General features: G+C 70.3%; 23 protein-coding genes and 2 tRNA genes. 15 read left to right on the plus strand and 10 right to left on the minus strand.

All coding sequences use genetic code 11. From position 1 onward, the window contains the following. Positions 1–817: IS66 family transposase (gene tnpC, locus RT91_RS11785; RefSeq protein WP_035187436.1), on the plus strand; the 817-nt coding region annotated here is incomplete at its 5' end. A gap of 770 nt (positions 818–1,587) precedes the next feature. Here tnpC and RT91_RS11790 read toward each other — a convergent pair. From RT91_RS11790 to RT91_RS11805, 4 genes are all read right to left on the minus strand, one after another. Next, positions 1,588–1,677, minus strand: a tRNA-Ser gene (locus RT91_RS11790). Positions 1,678–1,690: 13 nt separating this feature from the next. After that, a complete protein-coding gene (gabD, locus tag RT91_RS11795; RefSeq protein WP_011941405.1) occupies positions 1,691–3,169 on the minus strand; it encodes an NADP-dependent succinate-semialdehyde dehydrogenase in 1,479 nt (492 codons plus the stop codon). Between the two features lie 61 nt (positions 3,170–3,230). Next, on the minus strand, positions 3,231–4,820 hold the full coding sequence (locus tag RT91_RS11800) for a PhoX family phosphatase (protein WP_035187437.1): 1,590 nt from the start codon (positions 4,818–4,820) through the stop codon (positions 3,231–3,233). 4 nt (positions 4,821–4,824) lie between these two features. Beyond that, positions 4,825–5,322, minus strand: coding sequence for an outer membrane protein assembly factor BamE (locus RT91_RS11805; protein ID WP_007421753.1), 498 nt, complete (start codon positions 5,320–5,322; stop codon positions 4,825–4,827). A gap of 82 nt (positions 5,323–5,404) precedes the next feature. Here RT91_RS11805 and RT91_RS11810 point away from each other — a divergent pair, with 82 nt between their 5' ends. The 7 genes from RT91_RS11810 (at position 5,405) to RT91_RS11840 (ending at position 9,590) form a co-directional block, all read left to right on the plus strand. After that, the gene (locus RT91_RS11810; protein ID WP_035187520.1) at positions 5,405–5,926 is read left to right on the plus strand and encodes a DUF177 domain-containing protein; all 522 of its coding nucleotides are present in this window, start codon (positions 5,405–5,407) and stop codon (positions 5,924–5,926) included. 155 nt (positions 5,927–6,081) lie between these two features. Further along, the gene (rpmF, locus tag RT91_RS11815; RefSeq protein WP_011941402.1) at positions 6,082–6,285 is read left to right on the plus strand and encodes a 50S ribosomal protein L32; all 204 of its coding nucleotides are present in this window, start codon (positions 6,082–6,084) and stop codon (positions 6,283–6,285) included. 156 nt (positions 6,286–6,441) lie between these two features. After that, positions 6,442–7,515 (plus strand): phosphate acyltransferase PlsX, encoded by a 1,074-nt coding sequence (plsX, locus tag RT91_RS11820; protein WP_013639289.1) that lies wholly within the window; start codon positions 6,442–6,444, stop codon positions 7,513–7,515. 5 nt (positions 7,516–7,520) lie between these two features. Beyond that, positions 7,521–8,483, plus strand: a complete 963-nt coding sequence (locus RT91_RS11825; RefSeq protein ID WP_007421755.1) for a beta-ketoacyl-ACP synthase III — start codon at positions 7,521–7,523, stop codon at positions 8,481–8,483. A gap of 81 nt (positions 8,484–8,564) precedes the next feature. Further along, positions 8,565–8,879 (plus strand): integration host factor subunit alpha, encoded by a 315-nt coding sequence (locus RT91_RS11830; RefSeq protein WP_007421756.1) that lies wholly within the window; start codon positions 8,565–8,567, stop codon positions 8,877–8,879. Beyond that, the gene (locus tag RT91_RS11835; RefSeq protein ID WP_011941399.1) at positions 8,876–9,466 is read left to right on the plus strand and encodes a MerR family transcriptional regulator; all 591 of its coding nucleotides are present in this window, start codon (positions 8,876–8,878) and stop codon (positions 9,464–9,466) included. The genes RT91_RS11830 and RT91_RS11835 overlap by 4 nt, the downstream gene beginning before the upstream one ends. Before the next feature lie 47 nt (positions 9,467–9,513). Continuing rightward, positions 9,514–9,590: transfer RNA gene (locus RT91_RS11840), tRNA-Pro, on the plus strand. Positions 9,591–10,115: 525 nt separating this feature from the next. Here RT91_RS11840 and RT91_RS11845 read toward each other — a convergent pair. Genes RT91_RS11845 through RT91_RS11860 form a run of 4 tightly spaced genes read right to left on the minus strand, consistent with a single transcriptional unit; the run spans position 10,116 to position 15,104 of the window. Next, on the minus strand, positions 10,116–11,444 hold the full coding sequence (locus RT91_RS11845) for a dihydroorotase (RefSeq protein ID WP_035187439.1): 1,329 nt from the start codon (positions 11,442–11,444) through the stop codon (positions 10,116–10,118). Continuing rightward, positions 11,441–13,186 carry an asparagine synthase (glutamine-hydrolyzing) gene (gene asnB, locus RT91_RS11850; RefSeq protein ID WP_035187440.1) on the minus strand — a complete coding sequence of 582 codons (1,746 nt, stop codon included), beginning with the start codon at positions 13,184–13,186 and terminating at the stop codon, positions 11,441–11,443. Before asnB ends, RT91_RS11845 begins: the two co-directional genes overlap by 4 nt. Next, a complete protein-coding gene (locus RT91_RS11855; protein WP_035187442.1) occupies positions 13,186–14,211 on the minus strand; it encodes a glycosyltransferase in 1,026 nt (341 codons plus the stop codon). The genes asnB and RT91_RS11855 overlap by 1 nt, the downstream gene beginning before the upstream one ends. Further along, the gene (locus tag RT91_RS11860) at positions 14,208–15,104 is read right to left on the minus strand and encodes a glycosyltransferase family 9 protein (RefSeq protein ID WP_035187444.1); all 897 of its coding nucleotides are present in this window, start codon (positions 15,102–15,104) and stop codon (positions 14,208–14,210) included. The genes RT91_RS11855 and RT91_RS11860 overlap by 4 nt, the downstream gene beginning before the upstream one ends. Positions 15,105–15,152: 48 nt before the next feature. On the opposite strand from RT91_RS11860, the gene RT91_RS11865 reads away from it, so the two are divergent. Beyond that, positions 15,153–15,980: a folate-binding protein YgfZ gene (locus tag RT91_RS11865; RefSeq protein ID WP_035187445.1), complete on the plus strand. Its 828-nt coding sequence runs from the start codon at positions 15,153–15,155 to the stop codon at positions 15,978–15,980. Beyond that, a complete protein-coding gene (locus RT91_RS11870; RefSeq protein WP_007423669.1) occupies positions 15,977–16,642 on the plus strand; it encodes a glutathione S-transferase in 666 nt (221 codons plus the stop codon). Before RT91_RS11865 ends, RT91_RS11870 begins: the two co-directional genes overlap by 4 nt. A 7-nt stretch (positions 16,643–16,649) precedes the next feature. Here the strand turns inward: RT91_RS11870 and RT91_RS11875 are convergent, their stop codons facing one another. Together RT91_RS11875 and mbfA are read right to left on the minus strand one after the other, a co-directional pair. After that, positions 16,650–17,606, minus strand: coding sequence for a nitronate monooxygenase family protein (locus tag RT91_RS11875; protein ID WP_011941393.1), 957 nt, complete (start codon positions 17,604–17,606; stop codon positions 16,650–16,652). Between the two features lie 31 nt (positions 17,607–17,637). Continuing rightward, positions 17,638–18,594 carry an iron exporter MbfA gene (mbfA, locus tag RT91_RS11880; RefSeq protein WP_011941392.1) on the minus strand — a complete coding sequence of 319 codons (957 nt, stop codon included), beginning with the start codon at positions 18,592–18,594 and terminating at the stop codon, positions 17,638–17,640. 131 nt (positions 18,595–18,725) lie between these two features. On the opposite strand from mbfA, the gene RT91_RS11885 reads away from it, so the two are divergent. From RT91_RS11885 to pimA, 5 genes are all read left to right on the plus strand, one after another. Next, positions 18,726–20,606, plus strand: coding sequence for a tetratricopeptide repeat-containing sulfotransferase family protein (locus RT91_RS11885; RefSeq protein ID WP_035187447.1), 1,881 nt, complete (start codon positions 18,726–18,728; stop codon positions 20,604–20,606). Next, the gene (locus RT91_RS11890) at positions 20,603–21,976 is read left to right on the plus strand and encodes a tetratricopeptide repeat protein (protein WP_007423564.1); all 1,374 of its coding nucleotides are present in this window, start codon (positions 20,603–20,605) and stop codon (positions 21,974–21,976) included. The genes RT91_RS11885 and RT91_RS11890 overlap by 4 nt, the downstream gene beginning before the upstream one ends. After that, positions 21,976–22,974: an ABC transporter substrate-binding protein gene (locus RT91_RS11895; protein WP_035187449.1), complete on the plus strand. Its 999-nt coding sequence runs from the start codon at positions 21,976–21,978 to the stop codon at positions 22,972–22,974. Before RT91_RS11890 ends, RT91_RS11895 begins: the two co-directional genes overlap by 1 nt. A 98-nt stretch (positions 22,975–23,072) precedes the next feature. Further along, entirely contained in the window at positions 23,073–25,169 is a 2,097-nt protein-coding gene (locus RT91_RS11900; protein ID WP_035187450.1) for a 3-hydroxyacyl-CoA dehydrogenase NAD-binding domain-containing protein, read from the plus strand. After that, positions 25,166–26,869: a dicarboxylate--CoA ligase PimA gene (gene pimA, locus RT91_RS11905; RefSeq protein ID WP_035187452.1), complete on the plus strand. Its 1,704-nt coding sequence runs from the start codon at positions 25,166–25,168 to the stop codon at positions 26,867–26,869. The genes RT91_RS11900 and pimA overlap by 4 nt, the downstream gene beginning before the upstream one ends. Positions 26,870–26,960: the final 91 nt, after the last annotated feature.

Genomic DNA, 26,960 nt, shown 5'->3' on the forward strand with positions numbered 1-26,960 from the left:
CACCGAGTTGTTCGGCTTGGCGATCAGCGAAGGCGCGCTCGATGCCGCATTCCGCCGCGCCAAGCCGGGCTTCGATGCCGATGTCGGTGCCATCCTCGCCCGACTGCGCCGCGCGCGGGTCGTCTGCTCCGACGAAACCTCGGTGCGGATCAACGGCCGGACCCACTGGAACTGGGTATTTCAGAACGACGAAGTCGTCATCCATGTGATCCGGCCAAGCCGGGGCGCCAACGTCGTCGCGGAGGTAATGGACGGCCATCGCCCCGCTATCTGGATCTCCGATCTCTATGGCGCCCAGCGCGGTCATGCCGATGACTGGCAGATTTGCCTCGCCCACCAACTCCGGGACTGCAAATTCGCGATCGAGGCGGGTGATACGATCTTCGCACCCAGAATGAAGGCCCTGCTGCTCCGCGCCGTCGTGCTGGCGCGGCGCCATCGCACGCTCGCGGACGCTACAAGACGCGCCTGGCGGCGGCGCCTCGACCATGATCTCGACGCCGTCATGGCGCTCGCCCCGATCAACCACCACGGCAGACGATTGCGCCGACGATACGGCAAGGTTCGTGATCATCTCTTCACCTTCCTCGACCACCCGGATATCGCCGCGGACAACAACGGCTCCGAGCGCGAACTCCGGCCTACCGCGACATATCGCAAGGTCACCGGAGGGTTCCGATCCAACTGGGGCGCCGATTTCTTCGCCAACGTCCGATCCGTCGTCGGGACCGCCGCGCGGCACGGCCTTGATGCCTACACCGCTATCAAAAACGCCGTCACCGGAGCATCACTGCCCATCGCCCCCCTACCGGGTTGAGCAGATACAGTATGACGAACGCCGGAGGAAAGCCGCACTGTTGAGATCCCTTTTCCATTCGATCAGTCATCGAATCGCGTTCTCGCCGGACTGATTGCCGGCGGGCACGCTCGATGTTGGGCGGGGAGTAACCAGACGGGTTCCTTAAACACAATGTAACCAACAGTGTTCGGGACCTGTTTTCATCAAAGCTTCAGCAAAGCGACTCACGATTGTCATATTCACATCACAGCGCGGTGAACGGCCAAGTCGTGACCTGCCGCCTTCTGAGTGGTCCGGGCTTGTTTCAGATTTTGGCCTGAGGGAGAAGGAGAATTGGAATGGCGCGAAATCACAAGCCGGAAGAGATCATCGGCGGGTTGCGCGTGGCTGAGATTGCGCAGGTGCACGGTTGTGGATGTATATTTTTGTTAGAATTTCAATATTATATGTTGGGGTATAGCGCCACGTCTAGCCTTTAATCAAACTCATTTTCGTTCGGAGAGCCCCGGTGCGTCGATCTAACAGGCTGCTGCAAGAGGTCTGTGAGAGGAACGCCTTCCTCGGCATGGTCGGCCTAGTGAGGCATTTTCCACTGGGGTGCGGTCCGAGTGGATTTTTTCCGGCTCTGGTGCCGCTGCGGCCTTGCCTAGCCGGGGCGCCGGGTGGTTCTGCCGTCGATGGCGGAGCACCGAGACTTCCGGGCGGCATGCAGCGTGACCACCATCTGGCGGAACTCGGCGGTGAACAGGATGAAAATTAAGAAATTTCAGTTTGTCACATGGCGTATATGGCGGATGGGGTGGGATTCGAACCCACGATACGCTTTCACGTATGGCGGTTTTCAAGACCGCTGCCTTAAACCACTCGGCCACCCATCCTGGCAGCGCCGGTTTAGCCGCCCAGGCCGCCGAGCGCCAGATACTTGATCTCGAGATAATCCTCGATCCCGTATTTCGATCCCTCGCGGCCGAGGCCGGAGGATTTGACGCCGCCGAAGGGGGCGACTTCGGTCGAGATCAGGCCTTCGTTGATGCCGACGATGCCGTATTCCAGCGCCTCGGCAACGCGGAAGATGCGGCCGACATCGCGGGCGTAGAAATAGCTGGCGAGGCCGAATTCGGTATCATTCGCCATCGCGATCGCCTCCGCCTCGGTGTTGAAGCGGAACAGCGGGGCGACCGGGCCGAAGGTTTCCTCGCGGAAAATCAGCGCGTCATGCTTCACGTCGGCGATGACGGTCGGCGTGAAGAAATTGCCGCCCCGCTCGTGGCGCGTGCCGCCGGTGACGATTCGGGCACCGCCGGCCACCGCGTCGGCGATATGCGCCTCCACCTTCTCCACCGCCTCGCGGTTGATCAGCGGCCCCTGGGTGACGCCAGGCTCCATGCCGTTGCCGACCTTCAGCGCCTCGACCGCGACCTTCAGCTTTTCGGCAAAGAGCTCGAACACACCGTCCTGAACGAGGATGCGGTTGGCGCAGACGCAGGTCTGCCCGGCATTGCGGAATTTCGAATCGATCGCCCCCTTCACCGCGGCGTCGAGATCGGCGTCGTCGAAGACGATGAAGGGGGCGTTGCCGCCAAGTTCCATCGACGTCTTCTTGATGGTCGGCGCGCACTGGGCGAGCAGCTTCGCGCCGACCTCGGTGCTGCCGGTGAAGGAGAATTTCCGCACGATCGGGTTGGCGGTGAGTTCAGCACCCATCGGGCCGGAGGGGCCGGTGATGATGTTGCACACGCCCGCCGGCATGCCGGCGCGCTCGGCAAGGACGGCGAGGGCAAGGGCGGAGAACGGGGTCTGGCTCGCCGGGCGGATCACCCCGGTGCAGCCCGCCGCCCAGCCCGGACCGGCCTTGCGGGTGATCATCGCCGAGGGGAAGTTCCACGGGGTGACCGCCGCGAAGACGCCGATCGGCTGTTTCTGCACGATGATCCGCCGGCCGGGGGCGTTCTGCGGGATGGTGTCGCCGTAGATCCGCTTGCCCTCCTCGGCGAACCACTCGATGAAGCCGGCGGCGTAGGCGATCTCGCCCTTCGCCTCGGCCAGCGGCTTGCCCTGCTCGGCCGTCATGATCGCGCCGAGATCGTCCTGGTTGGCCATCATCAACTCGTAGAGGCGGCGGAGGATCGCAGCGCGCTCCTTCGCCAGCATCGCCCGCCAGCCGGCCAGGGCGCGGCCGGCCGCCTCGATCGCGCGGCGCGTTTCCGCGGCACCCATCGCCGGCACCCGGCCAACGAGTTCGCCCGTCGCGGGGTTCAGCACGTCGAGGGTCTTCCCGCTCTCCGCCTGCACCCATTCTCCGTTGATGTAATTGGCTTCCCGCAGCAGCGCCGGGTCTTTCAGCCGTACCGTTCCGGTGGTGTTCAGCATCCTGCCCTCCTCGTCATGTTCAAAAGCGTCATGGCTTCAGGTACGCTGGCCGGGGCCGGATTCAATCCGGGGCGAGCGACACCATCGTGGTCTGCGGCGGCATGCCGGGGCGCACCGTCGGCCAGCGCGTGGCCGGATCGGCGAAATCGGCCTCGCGCGTGGCGCCGGGATGCCGTGCCACGGTGAACAGCGTCTTCCCTGCCGGATCGGCCGCGGCACCGCCGACGGCACCCCCCACCGGCGCGCTGTAGAGCAGATCGAGCCCGCCATGCGGGTGCATCGCGAACAGCCCGTCCGCCGTGTCGGTCACGGCGCCGCGCTGGTCGGTGCCGATGAGGAGCCGGCCGCTGCCGTCGAGATCGAGGGTCGAGGGCGCGCGCAGCCAGGCTGTCGAGCCAGGCGCGTAGCGCGAGGAGGAATCATGCGCCGGATTGCCGCCGAGCAGCACCACGCGACCGGCAAAGCGGCGGGCGCCGGGATCGCCGCCCTCGGGGGCGAAGGCCAGAATGTGGCCGGCGCCGTTGCCGGCGCGCGGGTTGAGCGGATCGATCTGGCTGATCCCCCGCCCCGGATTGCCGCGGCAGGCGAGGTAGAGCGTGCCGTCCGGGGCGATCGCCATGCCCGAAGGGGCATCGAAGCCGGAACCCCGGCGGCCGGCCGATGCCGTCGCGGTCAGCGAGGGCAGGCCGGCGGGCAGGTCGTGCCAGACGATGTGCGAGTGCTCGATCACCGCGACGGCGAGCGTGCCGGCATCGAGCGCGCCCTCGCCGGTGCCGGCCGGGGCGGCGCCCTTGAAGCGGAACAGCCGCCCCATCGGCCCGTCCTCGCTCATGAAGACCACGGCGCTGCCATCGGCGGCGAGCCCGCAGGCCACGCCCGCGCGGGGCAGCCGGCCGAGGGCGGTGCGCTTCACCGGAAAGGACATCGGATTCGCGGCGTCGAGCTCGACCACCCAGCCGAAGCCGGCGCCCACGGTCGGGCTGCCGAAACCGGGCGCATGGCCGGCCAGGCGCCGGATCCAGCCCGCGGTGTGGCCCTCGGGCAGCAGCACCGTGTTCCAGGGCGTCACACCGCCGATGGAGGGCGCCAGCACGCCCTGGACCGTCTGCCCGACCGAAGCGGCGGCCGGGCCGGCGATGCGGCACAGCGTGCCGTCGGTGATGCGGCGGGACTGGTAGCCGCCGGCGACCACCACCCAGCGCCCGTTCTGCATGGCAAGGTTGAGCACCGAGGCGCCCTGCATCTTGCCGGCGACGGTCGCGGCGCCGCGGCCGCGCGGAAACGCCATGCGCATCTCCACGTCGGGGTGGGTGACGACCATCAGCAGCCGGCGCACGCCGTCGTCGGCCGGCGGCATCTTCACCAGCCCGGCAATGATCGCATCCCAGCCGAATTGCTGGCTGGCGGCGGCGAGGGTGACTTCGCCCGGGCGGAAGGGCGGCGCGGATGGCAGCACGGCGTCGCCCCAGCGGATCAGCACGTCCCGCCGCCAGCCCGGCGCGACGACGTCGTTCAGTTGCGGGGCCTCCGACCCTGGCGGCAGGCTGGTGACCGGCTCCGCCGTGCCAAGGACAGACGTCGAGGCGCGGGCGGCGCCGGCCATCGCCAGCGCCGCCACGCTTCCGGCCATCACGCCGCGCCGTCCGATCATGGGATCAGAAACCGCTCCCGCCGCCGAGGCCGCCGGCCGATCCGGCGCCGAGGCCCGGATTATAGTGCCCGACGCCACCGACGAGCTGCTGCAGGAAACTTGCATGGCCGCCCGGCGCATGCGTCCTGCCGCCGGCCATCGCCACATGAACCGCCTGCTTCCCGCCGACCCGGCGGATCGATTTCAGCACGCCGTTGCCGGTGAAATCGAGCACGACGACCTGCTGCTTCTCGACGCCAAGGGTCTGGCCGATGCGCGGCTTCGTCACCTGGCTCACATAGAGCCAGTCGTGATCGTGGAACGTTTCGCGCAGCGTCGGCGAGCCGAGCAGCGCGGTCGCGTCCGCCTCGGTCGAGACGCCGGGGGTGAGCTGCTTGAGCTGCGCCTCGGTTACCGCGGTGCCGCGATAGCGTGGCTGGGCCGTGAACAGGGCGCAGCCGGCCAGCGCCGGCAGCAGCAGGAGGGGAAACAATGGGCGGAGCTTGGTCGCCAATCTGCGCACGCGGCTGGATCCTCGGGTTGCGGCTGGTCCCGGTTCTATGGGCGAGCTTCCATCGTCGTGCAAGATGCGCCAGTATTTCATGATGACTGACGCCCCTCCGTTTCCGCTGTCGCGGCACTTCGATCTCGCCCGCCTCGGGGATGCGGCGCAGGAAGTGACGATCGATGCCGACGCCGAGGCCCGCGCCGCGATCGCCCGGCAATTCGGCATTCCGGCGGTCGAGGCGCTGTCCGGCCGGTTCCACATCAGCCGCATCGGGCCGGACCAGGCCGAGGCCAGGCTGGAGCTTGCCGCCCGCGTCATCCAGAGCTGCGTCGTCTCGCTCGAGCCGGTGGAACAGACCATCGCCGAGCGCACCAGCTTCCGGCTGCTTTCCGGCGGCGAGCCGGACGATGCCGGCTCCCTCGACCCCGATGCGCCGGACGACATCGTCGCCGACGGCACGGTGTTCGATCTCGGCGCGCTGCTCGTCGAACAGCTGGCGCTGGCCCTCGATCCGTATCCGCGCCGGCCGGGCGCCGAGCCGCCCGCGGCTTCCGGGACCGGCGCCAAGGATGAGGCGCATCCCTTTGCCGCGCTCGCCCGGCTGCGCCGGCCCAACTGAGCAACCGGCATGTGGCAGTCCCGCGCCGGACAAACTTGCCGTGGGCCCGGCGCTCTGCTAGAGGGCCGCTTTCCAATCCCCCCGGTCAGCGGGGCGTCACCCGCTGGCGCGCCGCGACCCGTCGCGACGTAACACAAGAGAACCGAGAGTCGACCATGGCCGTACCCAAGCGCAAGACCTCCCCCTCCCGCCAAGGCATGCGCCGCAGCCATCATGCGCTGGGCCAGCAGGCTCACGCCGAGTGCAGCAATTGCGGCGAGCTGAAGCGCCCGCATCATGTGTGCGGCCATTGCGGCCATTACGACGGGCGCGAAGTCGTCGCGGCCGGCAAGGATCTCAAGGGCACGGTCAGGGTCTGATCCGGTCGTGTCCGCGTCGGCGCCGTACGTGCCTTCAGGCCGCCGATGACAACCGGATCAACAGCCGCAGCCGCCTCCCCTTCCGCCATGCCAAGCCCGCCCCCGACGCCGGAAACGGCGACCGCATCCGATCGGACCGCAACGCCGGCGCCGGGGATGCCTATCCTCGCGGTGGATGCCATGGGGGGCGACAGCGCCCCCGGCATGGTCATCGCCGGGCTCGACATCGCGGCCGAGCGCCATCCCAATGCGCGATTCGAGGTGTTCGGCGATGCGGTGCAGATCGATGAGCTGGTGCGGCTCAGCAAGCGGCTGCGCAACCGGGTCTCGATCCGGCCGACCACCGAGATCATCCCGAACGAACTGAAGCCGACCGCGGCACTGCGCCTGCGCGACGCCTCGCTGCGCCGGGCGATCGACGCGGTGGCGAACGGCGAGGCCGCGGGCGTGATTTCCGCGGGCAATACCGGCGCGATGCTGGCCCTGGCCAAGATCGTCCTCAAGACGATGAGCGGGATCGACCGCCCGGCCATGGCGGCGATCGGCCCTTCGGCCCGCGGCGACGTCGTGATGCTCGATCTCGGCGCCAATGTGGTCTGCGACGCGCGCAACCTCGTCGAATTCGCCGTGATGGGCGAGCTGTTCGCCCGGACGGTGCTCGGCCTGCCGCACCCGACGATCGGCCTGCTCAATGTCGGCTCCGAGGAAATGAAGGGCGACGAAACCCTGCGGCGCGCCGCCGAGGCGTTGCGCGAAAGCCCGATCGGGCCGCAGTTCCGCGGCTTCATCGAAGGGCATGACATCGCCGGCGGGACGGTCGACGTCGTCGTCACCGACGGGTTCACCGGCAATGTCGCGCTGAAGACCGGCGAGGGCGCGCTGCGCCTGGTCGGCGACCTGCTGCGCCGGGTCTTCTCGGCGAACATTGCCTCCCGCCTCGCCTATCTCCTCGCCCGGCCGGGCCTGACCCGGCTGCGCGAATGGCTCGACCCGCGGCGCTACAACGGCGCCGTGCTGCTGGGACTCAACGGTGTCGTCGTCAAGTCGCATGGCGGGGCCGACGCCGAGGGGTTCGCCCATGCGGTCGATGTGGCGATGGACATGATCGTCAACCGCTTCAACGACCGCATCCGCGACGATCTCGGCCGCCACGCCGACCGCGAACGCCTCGCCAGCGACGCGTTCCGCGCCACACCGCCCGCTTCCGCCACCTCCGTGACAACCGGCTGACCGACATGCAACGCACCGTTCTCGAAGGGGTCGGCAGCTACCTGCCGGAACGCATCGTCACCAATGACGAGCTCGCGACGCGGATCGACACGTCCGACGCGTGGATCCGCGAGCGCACCGGGATCGGCCAGCGGCACATCGCCGCCGCGCATGAAACCGCGACCTTCATGGGCGCCGAGGCGGCGCGGCGGGCACTTGCCGCCGCCGGCGCTTCGGCCGATTCGGTCGATGCCGTCATCGTCGCGACGTCCACGCCGGACCAGGGCTTTCCGGCCACCGCGGTGAGCATCCAGGCCGCCATCGGCATGACGCGCGGCTTCGCCTTCGATCTCTCGGCCGCCTGCTCGGGCTTCGTCTACGGCGTTTCGGTGGCCGATGCGATGATCCGCGCCGGGCAATGCCGCAGCGCGCTGGTGATCGGCACCGAAGTCTATTCGCGCATCCTCAACTGGGAGGACCGGGGCACCTGCGTGCTGTTCGGCGACGGCGCCGGCGCCGTGCTGCTGCGCGCCGGCACCGGCGAGGACGATCGTGGCGTGATCTCCACCCATATCCATTCAGACGGGCGCTACGGCGACATCCTCTTCATCGACGGGGCGACCGGCCAGGACGACCGGCCGCAGCACCTCGTGATGAACGGGCGCGAGGTGTTCCGCCACGCCGTCAGCAAGCTCGCCGGCGCGGTCGACGAGGCGCTGGCGGCCAACGATCTGACCCAGGCGGATATCGACTGGCTGGTGCCGCACCAGGCCAACCGGCGAATCATCGACGCGATGGGCAAGCGGCTCGGCCTCGCGCCGGAGCAGGTCGTGGTCACGGTTGACCGGCACGCCAATACCTCCGCCGCGTCGATCCCGCTCGCGCTCGACGAGGCGGTGCGCGACGGGCGCATCCGTCGCGGCCATCTCGTGCTGATCGAGGCGCTTGGCGGCGGGCTGACCTGGGGTTCGGCGCTGATCCGCTTCTGAACCGCCGGCGCGCATGGCTCCGGCCGCTGCCCGCAGCCTGTTCCGTGTTGACCCGACAGGCTTTCTTGCTAATCTTGAAAAATGAGCACGTTGACACGCGCAGGTCTGGCTGAGTCGATTTACGCGGCGGTTGGGCTGTCGCGCAATGAATCCGCGGCACTCCTCGAGGCTGTGCTCGACCGCATGAAGCAGGCGCTGGCCGAAGGCGAATCCATCAAGATCAGCGGGTTCGGGACGTTTTCTGTGCGCCAGAAAGGCCGCCGGATCGGGCGCAACCCCAAGACGGGACGTGAAGTGCCGATCCTGCCGCGCCGCGTGCTGGTGTTCCGGCCGAGCCAGATCCTCCGCGACGCCGTCGATACCGGCCAGGTTCCGTCGGCGGCAGGCCAGTCTTGACCGACGAGCCGCATCGCCACGAATCCACGCCGGACGAGCACGGCCGCAACCGGGTCCGCAAATCCGCCGAAGCCTACCGCACGATCAGCGAGGTGGCGGACGAACTGCATGTGCCGCAACATGTGCTGCGGTTCTGGGAAACCAAGTTCCCCCGCATCAAGCCGCTCAAGCGGGGCGGCGGACGGCGCTATTACCGGCCCGACGATGTCCTGCTGCTGCAGCGCATAGCCGACCTGCTCTACATCCAGGGCTACACGATCAAGGGCGTTCAGCGCCTGCTTCGCGAAAGCGGCGGGCTGCTGCATGATGAAATTCCGCCAGCCTCGGAGGAGGAGCGCGCCGCCTCGGCCGCCGAGCGGGCGCGGGCCGACATCCCGGCCCCGCCAGCCCCGCGGCCCGACCGGCTGCCGGAACTGCCGATCGATCCCGCACCGGCGACTTCCAACCCTGGCCACGCACCCGCTGCCATGCCGGACGCCGACTCGGCGCCACTCGAACGGGCCCGCGCCGCGACCGCGCTCCTGCGCGCGGCAATGGCGAGCGTGCTTGCCGAACTGGAAGACCTGCGTGCCAGCCTCGATAAGTGATGCGGGTCGATTGCCTCGCCCCGCGTCACTTGCTAAGACGCCGGGGTCGGAGCGTAGCGCAGCCTGGTAGCGCATCAGTCTGGGGGACTGGGGGTCGTGGGTTCGAATCCCGCCGCTCCGACCATTGATTTCCAAAAATTTTCCCCTTCCCTCCCGGCTCTCATTTTTACGGCGGATCCTGAACGGGTCGCTGTTTCGGCGAGCGTGGAAGCCGGCTGAATTGAGCCCCGCTGGCGCGAATGACGTCCGCAATGTCTGATCGGTCCAGATCATCGAGCTTCGGCGTTCCGGTTGCAAATGGCTCGCCTGATGCTCCAGGGCACGATCCGCCGCCGGCGCGCCCTCGCAAAGGAACCAAGTCTCCCGGACAATAGGCTGGATCGGCACGGCCGAACCGGCCGGCCAGGCAACAGCAGGACTGCATCGCGCCGGTGGCCCCCGGCAGCCGCGTGCTGGCCGCGATGCCGAGACTCGACTCTCACCGCGCCTACTGGCCACTGCTGTTCGGCGACTCCGCGCAATATCCGGTCATCGTCCGGCGCGGCGCGGCATCTCGGCGGCTTCATGCCGGGGCGGCTCAAGCTGGTCGACCGCTCGGCCTACTGCGCCCTGTTCGAAATCCGCCACGCCGGCAGCGTCGACGGCGCGGCTACGAGCGGAAGGTAACGGAACGGCCGGCGGGCGAGCCCTGCACCGCGCCGTCGCGCATCGCGACCTGGCCGCGGATGATCGTCATCACCGGCCACCCGGTCACGCGCTCGCCCTCGAACGGCGACCAACCGCAGGGGCTGGCGAGCCAGCCCGCCTCGATCCGCTGCTGGCGGCGCAGGTCGACCAGGGTGAAATCGGCGTCATAGCCGGCGGCGATTCGCCCCTTGCCGACCGCGCCGTAGATCCGCGCCGGCCCGGCCGCCATGAGATCGACCAGCCGGGTCAGCTTCAGCCGCCCCTTCGCCACCTGGTCGAGCATCACCGGGACCAGCGTCTGCACGCCGGTCAGCCCGGCCGCGGTTTCGGGCCAGGGGCGCTCCTTCGCGGCGCGGGGATGCGGCGCGTGGTCGGAGCCGATCGTGTCCACCAGCCCGTCCGCCACCGCGCGCCATGCCGCCTCGACATGGCGCCGATCGCGGATCGGCGGGTTCATCACCGCATAGGCGCCAAGCCGGTCATAGGCGTCGGGCGCCATCTGGGTCAGGTGGTTGACCAGCACCTCGACGCTGGCGACATCGCGGAAATCGCGCAGATAGGCGAATTCCTCCTCGGTCGAGACGTGCAGGATATGCGCCGGGCGGCCGGTGCGGCGGGCCAGCGCCATGATCCGCCGCGTGCCCAGCGCCGCGCATTCCGGATCGCGCCAGATCGCGTGGTTCGCATAGGCCATGCCGGTGGAAAATTCGCCGCGCCGCGCCTGCAGGCGGTATTCGTCCTCGGAATGGAAGGCGATCCGCCGCCTTCCGGCGCGCATCACGCGCTCGATCGAGGCATCGTCCTCGACCAGCAGGTTGCCGGTGGAGGAACCGGCGAAAACCTTGATCGCGCAGACGCCGGATTCGGCCTCGAGGGTGGCGAGTTCGCCGATATTGTCCTTTGTCGCGCCGACATAGAGGCCGACATCGCACCAGGCCCGGCCGGCGAGCGACTCCCGCTTCGCCGCCAGCGCCGCCTGCCCGGTGGCCGGCGTGCCGGTGTTCGGCATGTCGAAGATCGCGGTGATGCCGCCGAGCACGGCGCCGCGCGTGCCGGTTTCCATCGTCTCGACCGCCGGCAGCTCGCCGCTGCCGGAATCGCGGAAATGCACATGCGGGTCGATCAGCCCGGGCAGGACGTGCAGGCCGCGGGCGTCGATCGTCTCGGCCGCATCCCCGGTGGCAGCGAGGGTGACGATTCGGCCGTCCCGCACGCCGATCCGCCCGGTCGCCTCGCCCCAGGGCAGAATCAGGGTGCCGTTCTCGATGATCAGGTCGTAGCGCTCGGTCATGCCCGTTCTCCCAGTATTTCGAACACATCGCCATCGACGGCGCCGCCCAGCCCGTGGCGATGATGCCACAGGGCGAGGAACAGCAGCCGCCAGCAAGCCACGCCGGCCCGGCGGTCGGCCGCGCGGCCGAACAGGTCGCGCACCCGCGCCGGATCTGCCACCTCGGCGATGACCGGCGCGCGCGACACCAGCTCGCCGAGGCGCTGGCCCTGCCCGGCGATCCAGGCGGCGACCGGCACGTCGAACCCCTGCTTGCGGGCGAAGGGACGCGCCGCCGGCAGGTTCGCCTCCAGCCATTTGCGCAGCAGATATTTGCCAAGCCCCCGGCGCGCCCGCAGCCGGTCCGGCAGGGCGAAGGCGAAGCGCGCCACCTCGCGGTCGAGGAAGGGCGTGCGGCCCTCGACGCCATGCGCCATGAGGCAGCGATCGAGCTTGAGCAGCAGATCGTCGGGCAGCCAGGTCGCCACATCCTCGCGCTGCGCGCGGGCGAGGCCGCTGCCGCCTGCCGCCTGCCGCGCCCGCAGGAGACCGGCGCGCCAGCCCTCGCCGCGATCGCGCAGCAGGTCGAGCCCGTCGAACGCGCCGCGGGCGCGCATCGGCCGGGCGAAGGGCCAGGGCCGCGCCGCCGCGCGATAGCGGCCGTAGCCGGCGAACATCTCGTCCCCGCCCTCGCCGGACAGCACGACCTTGACGCTCCCGCGCGCGTGGCGGGCGAGGAACCATGTGGGGATGATCGCATAATCGGCGGCCGGGTCGTCCATCGCGGCGACGATGGCGGGCAGGTGCCGCCAGGTCATCGCCTCGGTGATCTCGATCCGCTCGTGCCGGGCGCCGACGGCGCGGGCGGTCGCCTCGGCATCGTCGCGCTCGTCGGCCACCGTGGCGCGGTCGAACCCGGCGGTGAAGGCGAGCACCGGCGTCTCGTTCAGCCGCGCCATCAGGGCGAGGATCGCGGCGCTGTCGATCCCGCCCGAGAGGAACATGCCATACGGCACATCGCTGCGCTGGTGGAGCTCGACCGATTGCGCCAGCACGGCATCGAGCGCGACGAGGGCCGCATCCTCATCGCGCGGCGCCTCGCCCGGCTCGATCGGCGGATGGTCGAGCAGTGCCGCCTCGGCGCCATCGCGCAGGGTGAGCAGCGCGCCGGGCGGCACCCGCTCGATCCCGGTGAAGACGGTTGCGGTGCCGGCGGTGAATTGCAGTTGCAGCAGCTCGACGAGGCGCGCCGTGTCGATCCGCCGCGTCGCGAGCCCGGCGGCGAGCAGCGCCTGCGGCTCGGAGGCGAAGGCGGTGCCCTGGTCGGCGGCGCAGCGATAGAGCGGCTTGATTCCGAACGGATCGCGCGCCAGCGTCACCACGCCGCGCTCGGAATCATCGATCGCGAGCGCATACATCCCGCGCAGCAGCGGCACGAAATCCGCCTCGGCGCGGGCAAGATGCAGCGGCGGCTCGCAATCGCTGCCGGTGCGGAAGGGCACAAGCGGCAGGGCGGCGCGCAATTCGCGGTTGTTGTAGATCTCGCCATTGCCGATCAGCGCGGCACCGGCACCGAACAGCGGCTGGTCGCCGGTCGCGAGATCGACAATGGCGAGGCGGGTATGCACCAGCGCCGCGCGCTCGCTGACATGGGTGCCCGCACCATCCGGCCCGCGATGGGCCAGCGCGCGGGCGAGCGCCGCGAGGGTTTCCGGCGCGATCCGCGCCCCCGGCTTCAGCGCGAGTCCGGCGATGCCGCACATCAGCGCCGCACCCCGGCGAGGTAGTCGCGCCAGGTTGCCATCACGACCGGGGCGGCGAACTCCGCCTCGAACCGCGCCCGTCCGGCGGCGGCGAGATCGGCGCGGCGGGCCGGATCGGCGAGCAGGGCCGCGATCGCGGCGGAGAGAGATTGCGTGTCGCCGAGCGGCACCAGCGCACCGTCCACCCCGTCGCGGATGATTTCGCGCGGCCCCTCGGCGGCGACCGCCACCACCGGGGTCGCTGCGGAGAACGCCTCCAGCACCATGTTGCCCAGCGGTTCATGGCGCGAGGACGAGACGAACAGGTCGGCCGTGCGCAGCAGCGCGCCGACATCGCGCCGCCAGCCGGCGAGATGGACCCGCCCGCCAAGCCCGCGCGCGGCGACCAGCGCCTCCAGCGCGGCGCGTTCCGGCCCCTCCCCGGCGATCACCAGATGCGCGCCGGCAACCGGCTCGATCGCGCGGATCAGATCGTCGAATCCCTTGACCTCGTGCAGCCGGCCGAGGGCGAGAACCAGCGGTGCCGCCGCCGGCACGCCGAGCCCCTCGCGCGCGGCCGGCGCCGCGGCGGCGAAATCGGCCACGAAATTGGGGAGATAGGCGATGCGCTCGCGCGGCCAGCCCTGCTCGCCGATCCAGCGCACGATATCGCGCGTGTTGCCGACCAGATGATCGCAGCGGCGGAAATATTTCAGCGGATAATAGCCGCCGAGCCGGCCGACCAGCGCCCAGTCGCCGCGCGGCGCGTGAAAGGCGGCGCGGCTCATCCAGGCCATCGCCACCTCGGCGCCGAAGCCGCGCAGCGCCGCCCCCGCGCGCGGGCGGGTGAGACAATCGAGCGGCCCGCCATAGCGCAGGCCAACCGGGTCGAGCCCCGCCGCGCGCAACAGGTTCATCCGCGCCGGATCGGGGCGGATCACCGGCAGCACCGCCTCGCCGGCCTCGTGCAGCGCCAGCGTCATCCGCTCGAAGAAGAGTTCGGCGCCGCCGTTCGCGGCACCGGCCATCAGCTGGGCGACCCTCATGCCGTCCCCACCCGCGCGGCGAGTTCGCGCGCCGCCGCGATCACCGATTCCACGCTCAATCCCTCCATCGGCACCTCGCCCTCCAGGCCCGGCGCCGCGACGAAGCCGGCGCAGCGGCCCGCGGGCGCGTATTCCGAGGCGCGGGAGCGGCCGAACAGGCCGAGCGTCGGCGTGCCGGCGGCAGCGGCAAGGTGCATCAGCCCGGAATCGTTGCCGACGAACAGGGCGCAGCGGGCGAGGCAGGCGGCGGCCTCCACCACCGAAACGCGGCCGACGAGGTCGATCGCGCCGGGCAGCGCCGCGAGCACCGGGGCGGCGCGCGCCGCCTCGGCCTCGCCCGGGCCGCCGAAGACGGCGATTCGCCGATAGTCCAGCGCGCGGGCCAGTGCGACGAAGCGCTCGGCCGGCCAGATCTTGCCGTCCCAATTCGCGGTCGGGCCGAGGCCGAGCACCGGCGCGCCCTCGGGCAGCAGGCCGGCCGCGATGGCGCGGTCCTGAGGCGCGGTCCAGACCACCGGCAGCGGCGCCGGATCAAACCCGCAGGAGGCGCCGATCTGCCGGTAGCGCCGGCCCGGCCGCCGGCCGCCGCGCACCACGATCCGCCGCCCGGCGCGCAGCGTGTAGGCCAGCGCCGAGCCGCGAAAATCCACCACCACCTCCCAGCGATCGCGCACCAGCCGGCTCCAGAGCGAGAGCCAGTGGCGATCCTGACGCTGCTTCTCGAAGATGATCAGCCGTTCCAGCCCCGGCAGGCGCGCGAACACGCCGGCGGAAGCGGCGCCGCAGGCCACCGTCAGCCGCGCGCCCGGATGATCGTGCCGGATGCGCTCCATCGCGCCGGAGGAAATCACCGCGTCGCCGATGCGGGACGAGGCTATGAACAGGATTCTCATGCTGCGGTGGCTGTAGCACGGCTTGCCGCCGCACGGCCAAGGGGCCACATGCCGGTCATGACGACGATCGCATATCTTCCCGCGCGCGGCGTGATCGGGATCGAGGGGCCCGACCGCGTCGCCTTCCTCCAGGGCCTCGTGTCGAACGACGTGACGAAGGCGGGACCGGGCCGGGCCGTCTGGTCCGCGCTGCTGACGCCGCAGGGGCGCTACCTGGCCGAGTTCTTCATTCTCACCGACGGCGAGTCGCTCCTGCTGGATGCGCCGGGCGCGGCGGTTCCGGACCTGATCCGCCGGCTGTCGCGCTTCCGGCTGCGCAGCCAGGTGGCGCTGCGCGACCGGTCGGACGAATTCGCGGTGCATGCCGCATGGGGCGGCGCGCCGTCCGCCCCCGGCGCGATCGTCGCCGCCGATCCGCGTCTGCCCGCAGCCGGCCACAGGCTCCTCGCGCCGGCGCCGCTGGCCGGAGCGGCGGATGAAACCGCCTATCGCGCGCACCGGCTGGCGCTCGGCCTGCCCGACCATGACGATCTCGAACCGGAAAAGACCCTGCTGATGGAAGCCGGCTTCGGCGATCTGCACGGGATCGACTGGGACAAGGGCTGCTACATGGGGCAGGAACTCACCGCCCGCACCCGCTACCGGGGGCTGGTGAAGCGCCGGCTCGTCCCGGTCGATGCCGAAGCGGACCTGCCCGCCGCCGGGGCGATCACCGCCGGTGAGCGCGAAGTGGGCACGCTGCGGACGAGCCTCGGCCGGCGCGGCCTCGCGCTGCTGCGGCTCGATGCGCTGGATGCCAGGCTGAGTCTCGACGGCATCGCGCTGACGCCCGACATTCCATCCTGGATGACCCTGCCGGAGACCGCGACCCCATGATCGTCGTTCATCATCTCGAAGCGTCGCGCTCGCAGCGCGTGCTCTGGCTGCTCGAGGAACTCGGCCTCGAATACGAGGTGCAGCGCTATGACCGCGACCGGAAGACGAGGCTTGCCCCGCCGTCCCTGCGCGCGGTGCATCCGCTCGGCAAATCCCCCGTCATCACCGATGGCGGGATCACCGTCGCCGAGACCGGCGCGATCGTCGAATATCTCATCGGCACCTACGGCAAGGGGCGGCTGATCCCGCCCGAAGGGACCGACGAGCGGCGCCGCTACACCTACTGGCTGCACCACGCCGAGGGGTCGGCGATGCCGTTCCTGGTGATGAAGCTGGTGTTCGACGAAATGCCCAAGCAGGCGCCCTTCGTGCTCAAGCCGCTGATGCGCGCCATCGGCAACAAGGTGGGCGATGCGTTTCTCGACCCCAATCTCGGCGCCAATATCCGGTTCTGGGAAGACGCGCTGGCCAACTCCGCCTGGTTCGCCGGCGATGCGCTGACCGGCGCCGACATCATGATGAGCTTCCCGATCGAGGCGGCGAACACAAGGGGGCTGCTGCGCGGCAATTACCCGCGGCTCAACGCCTTCCTCGCGGCGATCCACGCGCGGCCGGCGTGGCAGCGGGCGCTGGAGCGCGGCGGCCCCTACCCGTTCGCCTGAGCCGCGCTCAGCCGCACAGGGCGGCGCGCGCCGCGCGGTATTCGGCGATCAGCCGCGCGACCCGCTCGCCTGCCGGCACCACGGCATCGACCGCGCCGATCCCCTGCCCCGAGCCCCAGATGTCCTTCCACGCCTTGGCCTTCGCGCCCTCGTGGAAATTCATCGCCGAGGCATCGCTCTGCGGCAGGTTGTCGGGATCGAGGCCGGCGGCGACGATGCTCGGGCGCAGGTAGTTGCCATGCACGCCGGTGAAGAGATTGGTGTAGACGATGTCTTCCGCGCCGCTGGCGACGATCGCCTGCTTGTAGGCACTGGCCGCGTTGGCCTCCTCGGTGGCGATGAAGGCCGAGCCGATATAGGCGAAATCGGCCCCCATCGCCTCGGCGGCGAGCACGGCGCGGCCGGTCGCGATCGCGCCGGACAGAGCGAGCGGCCCCTGGAACCAGGTGCGGATTTCCTGCACCAGCGCGAAGGGCGAGAGCGTGCCGGCATGGCCGCCGGCGCCGGCGGCCACGGCGATCAACCCGTCCGCCCCTTTCTCGACCGCCTTGCGGGCGAAGCGGTCGTTGATGATGTCGTGCAGCACGATGCCGCCATAGCCATGCACCGCCTGGTTCACCTCCGGCCGCGCGCCGAGCGAGGTGATGACCAGCGGCGCGCGGTATTTCACGCAGAGTTCGAGATCCTGTTCGAGCCGCGCGTTGGAGCGGTGCACGATCTGGTTGACGGCGAACGGCGCCGCCTTGCGGTCCGGATGATCGCGGTCCCACGCCGCCAGGGTTTCGGTGATTTCCGCCAGCCATTCGTCGAGTTGGGAGGCCGGCCGGGCGTTCAGCGCCGGAAACGAGCCGACGATGCCGGCGATGCACTGGGCGATGACCAGTTTCGGGTTGGAGATGATGAAAAGCGGCGACCCGATCACCGGAATCGCCAGCCTGTTTCGAAGATCCTGTGCGGCGCTCATCCCCCGACTGTGCCGAGGGTTTCCCTAAACGTCAACTACTGCCGATCGCAACGCCCACGGCGAAGACGATGGCCCCGCCGAGTGCGACCTGAAGCGCCGCCTGCAGCGGCGGCGTGTCCATGTATTTGGTGCGAATCCACGAAATCGCCGCGAGTTCGACGACGACGACGGCGAAGGCCAGCACCATCGCGGTCCAGAAATTCGGGATGAGGAAGGGCAGTGTGTGGCCGAGGCCGCCCAGCGTCGTCATCGCGCCGGTGATCGCGCCGCGCATCAGTGGCGAGCCGCGGCCGGTGAGGCTGCCATCGTCCGAGAGCGCCTCGGCGAAACCCATGGAGATGCCGGCGCCGAGCGAGGCGGCGATGCCGACGATGAAGGCCTGCCAAGGACTGCCAGAGGCGAAGGCGGCGGCGAAGACCGGCGCCAGGGTGGAGACCGACCCGTCCATCAGCCCGGCGAGACCGGGCTGGACGTAGCGCAGCACGAAGTTGCGCCGCGCCGTATCGTCCTCGGCGGAGCGGACTTCCTCGGTCAGGTTCTCGCGCGCGAGACGGTCGGCGAGGCGCTCGTGATCGGCCTCCGCCTCGGCGAGGTCGCCGAGCAGCTTGCGCGTTGCGGTGTCGCTCGTACGGCTGGCGGCGAGGCGATAGAAATTCTGGGTTTCCGCCTCCATGCTCTCGGCGAGCTTGCGCACATCGTTGATCGAGGGCGTCGGCAGCTGCCAGACCGGCTTGCGGGCAAGGAAGCCGCGCACGTCCTGCCGGCGGATCAGCGGGATATGGTCGCCGAATTTCTGCTGGTAGAGGTCGATCAGCGAGCGGCGGTGTTCGCTCTCCTCCGCCGCCATCTCCGAAAACACCTTCGCCGAGGCCGGATAATCGGTCCGCAGCGATTCGGCGATGTCGGCGTAGATCCGGCCGTCCTCTTCCTCGGCGCCGATCGCCAGGGCCAGGATTTCGCGGTCGGACAGTTCTGAAAAGTTGCGCATGCGCAAGACATGGCGGCACCGCCGGACAAGGTCAAGGTCCTTGTTTTACTTGAGATTTATTTGCAATTGAGGGTGTCCGGCCGAGGCGGCCCGGCCCTTGCGCGGGACCGCAAACCCTGCATGATCCGCCCATGAGCGCCGCATCGCCCTCTCCGGCTCCCCGCCCCGATCCCGCTCCGTGTGCCTGCGGGTCCGGGCTGCGGGCGCGGCGGTGCTGCGCGCTCGATGGCGGCGGACCGCCGGACCCCGCCCATCACGCACTGGTCGCGCCGCAAGTGGAGCAGGCGCGCGCGGCGCGGACCGCCGGGCGCAACCGCGAGGCCGAACGCCTGCTGCTGCAGGTGCTCGATCTCGCCCCGCTGCATCGCGAGGCGCTGCGCCTGCTCTACGAGATTCGCCACGCCGAGCGGCGGATTCCGGCGGCCATCGCCCTCGTTGCGCGCATCGCCGCGCTGCCGCCGGAGACGCCGGCGGCGCACGTCCAGCACGCCCAGCTCCTGATCGGGCAGGGCCGCCACGCCGAGGCCGAGGCGCCGGCGCGACGCGCACTGCTGCTCGCCCCGCGCGACCCGTCGGTGCATCACCTGCTCGGCATGATCCAGACCGAAACCGGCCGCCCGACCTCCGGCGAGCGGCATTACCGCATGGCCGAGGCGCTGATCGAGGCGCCGAACCCGACGCTGCTTGGCAATCTCGCCTGGAATCTGCGCCAGCAGGGCCGGCTCGACGAGGCGGCGGCGGTCTACGGGCAGGCGTTGTCCGGCCCTGCCCGGCCGGTGCGCGCTCTGGCCGGGCTGGCGCAGGTCGAGGCCGGGCGCGGCCGTTTCGACGCGGCGGAAGCGCTGCTGGCCGAAGCCGGGACGTCCGCCGCCGCCCCGGGCGACCGCATGGTCGCGGCCCTGATCGCGCTGTCCCGGCTGCGTGCGGGCGATGCCGAGGCCGCGCTCGACCGCATCGCCGCCACCGAGGCGGCAATCGCGCCGCAACCGCTGCTCACCACCGAACTGGCGATGCGCGGCCGCGCGCTGGAACGCCTCGGCCGCCACGACGAGGCCTGGGCCGCCTATCTTGCCGGCCGCGACTTCCAGCGCGAACGCGCCCGCCGCCGGTTCGATCCCGCGCCGATCGAGGCCCGGCTCGCCGGCATCCGCGAAACGTTCAGGGCCGACCGTCTGGCAGGGCTGCCGCGGCCGGCGCCAGTGGCGAACGCGCCGGTGCCGGTCTTTCTGCTCGGCACGCCGCGCTCCGGATCGTCCCTGCTGGAACACCTGCTGGCCCAGGCGGCGGAGATCGACCCCGCGGACAACCGCGCGCCACTGCCCGGCCTCGGGCGGCTGCTGCCCAGGCTGGTCGAGGGGTTTGGCGGGCCGACGCTCGACTTTCCGGCCGCCCTCGAGGGCACGGTGGCCGGCGAGGCGCAGGACATTCCGGCCATTCTCGCCAGCCGCTATGTCGCCCTGATCCGCGCCGCCGGCATTGTCGGGCCGCAGGCGCGGTTCGTGACCGACCGCCATCCCGAACTGCCCTGGCTGCTCGGCCTCGCCAACACGCTGTTCCCGGGGGCGCCGGTGATCCATGTGCTGCGCCACCCCCTCGACGTGGTGCTGTCCGGCTTCGCGCAGGACCGGCTTTACGAGGGTAATGCCGGCGTGACGCTGGCGAGCCTCGCCCGGCTCTACGACGCGCAGATGAACGCCATCGCCCATGTCCGCGGACAGACCACCATGCGCTACCTGCCCGTCCGCTACGAGGATCTCGTCACCGACACGGAGGCGACGCTGCGCCGCGTGCTCGACTTCATCGGCCTGGCCGCCGACCCCGCCGCGATGATCGCCACCCCGCCGCGCGCCGTCCCGCGCGTTCCGGCCTATCGCGCCGAGCTGGAGCCGCCGCATCGCCGGGGTGTGTTCCGCCACCGCCGCTTCGGCGACGTCTTCGGCGAGGCGATGCCGGTTCTCGCCCCCTGGATCGAGCGCCTCGGCTATGCCGCGACGCCGGAGGGCGCGGCATGAGCGCCGCGCCGCAACCGACGGCGAAGATCACGGTCGGCGAGGTGCTGGCCGAGATCACCGCGCTCGAACGGGACGGCAGGTTGGAGGACGCCGAATCGCTCGCCGAGCGCGCGGTCGCCGCCTCGCCCGGGCATCCGCACATCCTGCATCTCTCGGGGATCGTCGCCTACCGGCGCGGCAACATCCCGCGCGCGATCGAGCGGATCGAGAAATCCCTCGTCCTGGCGCCGGAGGTCGCGATCTATCCGCGCAACGCCTGCGAAATCTATCGCGGCGCCGGGCGGCTCGACGACGCGCTGGCGATGGCGTTGCGCGCCGTCGAACTCGCGCCGGAGGAGCGCGCCGCGCATTTCAATCTCGCCCTGATCCGCTACGAGCGCCACGAGCTGGACGCGGGCATCGAGGCGGCCGACCGCGCCATCGCGCTTTCACCTGATTTCGCCGAGGCGCATTTCGAGCGCGCCGAGCTGCTGCTGATCGGCGGAAGGCTGACGGAAGGCTGGGAGAGCTACGAATGGCGCTTCAAGCTGAAGCAGGCCGACGGCATGCTGCCGAAGACCGACAAGCCGCAATGGGACGGCAGCCCGATGCCGGAGGGGCGGCTGCTGCTGGTCGCCGACCAGGGCTTCGGGGACTGCATCCAGTTCGGCCGCTATATCCCCTGGGTCGCGGCGCGCGCGCCGAAGCCGGTGATCGCCTGTGGCGGTGATCTCATGCCGCTGCTGCGGCAGTTCCCTGAGGTGGGCCGGTTCGCGAACAGCTGGGCCGCCGCCGGCGAGTATGACGCCTTCATGCCGCTCTCCGGGCTGCCGCGCCTCGCCGGCACGACGATCGCGACGATTCCGGCCGACATCCCCTATCTGCGGGCCGATCCGCGCAAGGTGGAGGCGTGGCGCCAGCGCCTCGCCGCGCTGGTGCCGCCGGGGCTGAAGCGCATCGGCCTGGTCTGGGCCGGGCGGCCGACCCACAAGAACGACCGCAAGCGCACGGTGCGGCTGGAGCGTTTCGCGCCGCTGTTCGCGCGGCCGGACATCGCGATCGTCACCGTGCAGAAAGGCGACCGGATCGACGAGGTGGGCGGGTATTTCGGCCCGGCGCCGCTGGTCAATCTCGGGCCGTCGATCTTCGATTTCACCGATACGCTGGCGATCCTGCAATGCCTCGACCGGCTGGTGACGATCGACACCTCCGTCGCTCATCTGGCCGGCGCCTCGGGCGTGCCGACCTCGATCATCCTGCCCTATGCGCCCGACTGGCGCTGGCTGCTGGACCGCGAGGACACGCCCTGGTACCCGTCGCTGCGCCTGTTCCGCCAGGAGCGCCCCTCCGACTGGTCCGGCGTCGTCGAACGGGTTGCCGGGAGTCTCTGATGCGCGGTCTCGCTTCGCTTGTTCTCGCCTGCCTGTTCGGCATGCCCTTCGCCGCGCACGCCGCATCGCTCACGCTGTATTCGCGGCTTGATTATGCGCCCGCCGTCGCCCGCGCCTTCACCGCGAAGACCGGGATCGCCGTGCGCGTGCGCCGCCCGCCGCCGACCGGCCTCGCCGACCGGATCGAGCGCGAGGGCGCGCACCCGCGATGGGCGCTCGCCTGGTTCGCCGGCACGCCGAACGCCGTGGCCCTCGACGCGCGGGGGCTGCTGGCGCGCCATCTGCCGGTGCCGGCCGGCCTCTCGCCCCGCGCCGCCGCCCTCATTCCGGCAGATGGCAGCGCAATCCCGACCGGACTCGAACTCGGCGGCGTGGTGCTGATGTCGAAATCGGCGCCGTTCACGCCGCCGCTGCACTGGCACGGCCTGCTCGCGCCGGCCCGCCGCGGACTCACGGGCATGGCCGACCCGACGACGGACGACGCAGCCTGGGGCGGCCTCGCGAGCCTGCTGGCCACCGAGGGTTGGCCGGACGGGCGCCGCTTCGTCACCGCGCTCGGCGGCGCCGGGCTGCATATCTACGCCACCACGGCGGACACCGTCGCCGCCCTGCGCAGCGGGGCCATCCAGCTCGCCCTCGTCCGCTCCGCCGTGGCCTTCCACGTCGCTTCCCGGATCGATCCCTCGCTCGAAGCCGTCGTGCCGGCTCCAGCCGTGCTGATGCCGAGCCTGATCGTGATGCCGCGGCACATGACGCCGGCATTGCGGCGGGCGGCGTCGGCGTTCATCGCCTTTGCCTGCTCGCCCGCCGGCCAGCGCGCGGCGCTCGCGTCCGACGACATGGATTCAGCCTTCTGGCCGGTGAACGCGACGGTGCCGCCGCCGCCAGGCCTGCCGGACCTTGCCGCCCTCGCCCCGCGCGATCCGGGCGCGGTCGCCGCCAACCCGCTGCCGGCGATCGCCTGGTTCGCGCGCGAAATGGTCGGCCCCGGCCTCTGACACCGCGAAGGCGGGCCGGGGGTCTTGCATCGCCCCCGACCGCAAGCGATAAACGCTTAACCAATGGTGCAGGCTGCGGCCATCCAAGCGGAGGAAACATGAGCGAGCAGAAAGTCGGGCTCGAAATCGCCAACGGCGTCGCCGTGATCTCGATCGACAACCCCCCGGTGAACGCACTCGGCCATGCCGTGCGGGCCGGGCTGGTCGAGCAACTCGCGGCGGCGGAGGCGGATGCCTCGGTCCGCGCCATCGTGCTCGCCTGCAAGGGACGCACCTTCTCGGCCGGCGCCGACATCACCGAATTCGGCAAGCCGCCGCGCGCGCCGGGCCTGCACGAGGTGATCGAGCGGTTCGACAACTGCCGCAAGCCCGTCATCGCCGCGCTGTTCGGCACCACGCTCGGCGGCGGGCTGGAACTGGCACTCGGCTGCCATTATCGCGTCGCCGTCGAGTCGGCCCGGATGGGACTGCCGGAAGTCAAGCTCGGCCTGCTGCCGGGCGCCGGCGGCACGCAGCGCCTGCCGCGGCTGATCGGGCCGGAAAAGGCGGTGGCCGCCATCGTCTCCGGGAAGATGATCGGCGCGAAGGCTGCGCTGGCGGACGGGCTGATCGACGCGATCGTGTCCGACCCGGTGCAGGGCGCGATCGACTTCGCCCACACGGTCGATCCCGCGAAGCTGGTCCGCGTGCGCGACCGGAGCGACAAAATTGCCGCCGCCAAGGCCGATCCGAGCGCGTTCGAGGCCGCCGCCGCCGAGGCGACGAAGCGGCTCAAGGGCGTCGAGGCGCCGGCCGCCTGCGTCGAGGCCGTGCGCAATTCCTTCACCCTGCCTTTCGACGAAGGTGCCAGGGCCGAGCAGCAGGCGTTCATGCGCCTCGTCGTCGGCGACCAGTCGCGTGCCCAGCGGCATGTGTTCTTCGCGGAGCGCGAGGCGCAGAAGATCCCCGGCATCGGCCCCGAGGTGAAAGGGGCGAAAATCGGCCGCGCCGTCGTCATCGGCGGCGGCACGATGGGCGGCGGTATCGCGATGAATTTCGCCAACGCGGGCATCCCGGTCACCGTCGTCGAAACCGACGAGGCGGCGCTGGCCCGCGGGCTCGACCGCGTGCGCGGCACCTACGACGTCTCGGTCCAGCGCGGCGCGCTGCCGGCGGGAACGACCGAGAAGCGCATGGCCCTGTTCTCCGGCAGCACCGACTGGGGCGTGATCGCCGAGGCTGACATCGTCATCGAGGCGGTGTTCGAGGAACTCGGGCTCAAGAAGGAGGTCTTCGCGCGGCTCGACGGCATCGCCCGCCCCGGCGCGCTGCTCGCGACCAACACCTCGACGCTGGATGTCGACGCCATCGCCGCCGCGACGAAGCGGCCGGGCGACGTTCTCGGCATGCATTTCTTCTCGCCGGCCAACGTGATGAAGCTGCTGGAGATCGTGCGCGGCAAGGAAAGTTCCGCGCAGTCGATCGCCACCGCCATCGCGGTGGGCAAGACGCTGGGCAAGGTGCCGGTCGTGGTCGGTAATTGCGACGGGTTCGTCGGCAACCGCATGCTGGCGCGCCGCACCATCGAGTGCGAGCGGCTGATGCTGGAAGGCGCGCTGCCGCAGCAGGTCGATGCCGTGGTCAAGGCGTTCGGCTTCCCGATGGGCCCGTTCGCCATGGGCGACCTTGCGGGGCTCGATGTCGGCTGGCGGATCCGCAAGCATCGCGGCGCCACAGCACCGGTGTCCGACGCGCTGTGCGAGATGGGCCGCTTCGGCCAGAAGACCGGCCGCGGCTACTACATCTATGAAAACGGCAGCCGCGTGCCGACGCCCGACCCCGAGGTCGAGGCGCTGATCAGTGAAAAGGCGGCAGCGCTCGGCGTCACCCGGCGCGCGATTTCCGACCAGGAAATCCTCGAGCGCATGACCTACCCGATGATCAACGAGGCTGCGCGCATCCTTGAGGAAGGCATCGCCATCCGCCCCTCGGATGTCGATGTCGTCTGGGTCTATGGCTATGGCTGGCCGGTCTGGCGCGGCGGGCCGTGCTTCCACGCCGACCTGGTCGGGCTGAAGGAGATCGTCGCCCGGCTGGAGCATTACGCAACGGCGGTGAGCGACGAAACACTCGCCCCCTGCGCCCTGCTGCGCCGCCTCGCGGATGCCGGCCAAGGGTTCGCGGATTTCGCCCAGGATGCGAAAGCCGCTTCATGAGCACCCGGCCGTTCCCGTGGGAGCGGAATTATCCGCCCGGTCTGGGCTGGGACATCGACATCCCGGCCGAGACGATCCCGGCCATGATCGCGCGCAGCGTTGCCGAAAACGCGGCGCTGCCCGCGCTGGAATATCGCGACCGTGAAACCGGCTTCGCCGAGCTCGGCGAGGCCATCGGCGAGGTTGCCGCAGGGCTCGCATCGCTCGGCCATGCGAAGGGCGAGCGCATCGCGCTCTACCTGCCGAACGTGCCGGCGCACCCGTTCTGCTTCTACGGCGCGCTGACGGCGGGGCTCGTCGTCGCGCATCTCTCGCCGCTGGATGCGGAGCGCGAGCTTGCTCACAAGCTGCACGATTCCGGCGCACGCACGCTGGTGACGACCAATCTCGGCGCGATGCTCGGCATGGCGCTGAAACTGCTCGATGCCGGGCATGTGGAGCGCATCATCGTCGCCGACGACGCGGCGTTCGGCGAGATCCCCGGCATGGCGCATCCGCCGATCCCGACGGGCGATCCGCGGGTGATGACGCTCGATGCCCTGCGCTCGCGGGGACGGGCATTCGCGTTCGAGCCGCCCGCCATCGCGCCGGACGATCTGGCGCTGCTGCAATATACCGGCGGCACCACCGGCCTGCCCAAGGGGGCGATGCACACGCACGCGACGCTGCGGGCGGCGGTCGCGATCTACGCCACCTTCTTCGACGGCCAGAACCGCTTCCCGCCGGGGCAGAAATTCCGCGCGATCTGCGTGCTGCCGCTGTTCCACATCTACGCGCTGGTCGTGCTCTGCCTGTTGCAGCTCTCGCGCGGATCGACGCTGCTGCTGCGGCTGAAATTCGATGCCGAGACCACGCTACGCGACATCGAGGTGAAGAAGGCGAGCTATTTTCCCGGCGTGCCGACGATGTGGATCGCGCTCGCCAACGTGCCGGATCTCGACCGGCGGGACCTCTCGTCGCTCCGCCTCGTGGGCTCGGGCGGCGCGCCGCTGCCGGTGGAAATCGGGCAGCGTTTCGAGCGGCTGACCGGCATGCGCCTCGGCGGCGGCTGGGGCATGACCGAAACCGCCTCGGCCGGCACCGGCAACCTGCTCGACGGGCTGTTCAAGTTCGGCTCCGCCGGCATGCCACTGCCCGGCATCAAGCTCGACGTCGTCGCCCTCGACGATCCGTCCCGCGTGCTGCCTTATGGCGAAACCGGCGAAATCCGCATCCGCTCGCCCAACACCTTCATCGGCTACTGGCAGAACCCCGAGGAGACCGCCCGCAGTTTCGTCGACGGCCATTTCCTGACCGGAGATGTCGGCTATATCGACGAGGACGGCATGGTCTTCCTCGTCGATCGCAAGAAGGACATGATCCTCTCGGGCGGCTTCAACGTCTACCCGACCGTGATCGAGAGCGCGATCTACGAACACCCCGACGTCGCCGAGGTCATCGTCGTCGGCGTGCCGGACGACTATCGCGGCCAGTCGGCCAAGGCCTTCATAACGCTGAAGCCGGGTGCGGCGGAATTCACGATCGAGTCGCTGCGCGACTTCCTCGCCGACAAGCTCGGCAAGCACGAACTCCCCGCCGCCGTCGAATTCCGCGAGGCCCTGCCGAAGACATCGGTCGGCAAGTTCTCGCGCAAGGAACTCGCGGCGGAGGAACGCGAACGGCACGCTTCCGCCAGAGCTTCAGGTGCTGCGGCACCATGATCCCGCCCACCATCGCCGTCGCCCCGCGCGGGCGGATGGACACCCCCACCGGCACCCGCAAGGACAGCGCCGGCCGTTTCGAGAACAACTG

Origin of the sequence: Acidiphilium sp. JA12-A1 (assembly GCF_000724705.2) — a bacterium.
GTDB classification, from domain to species: domain Bacteria; phylum Pseudomonadota; class Alphaproteobacteria; order Acetobacterales; family Acetobacteraceae; genus Acidiphilium; species Acidiphilium multivorum.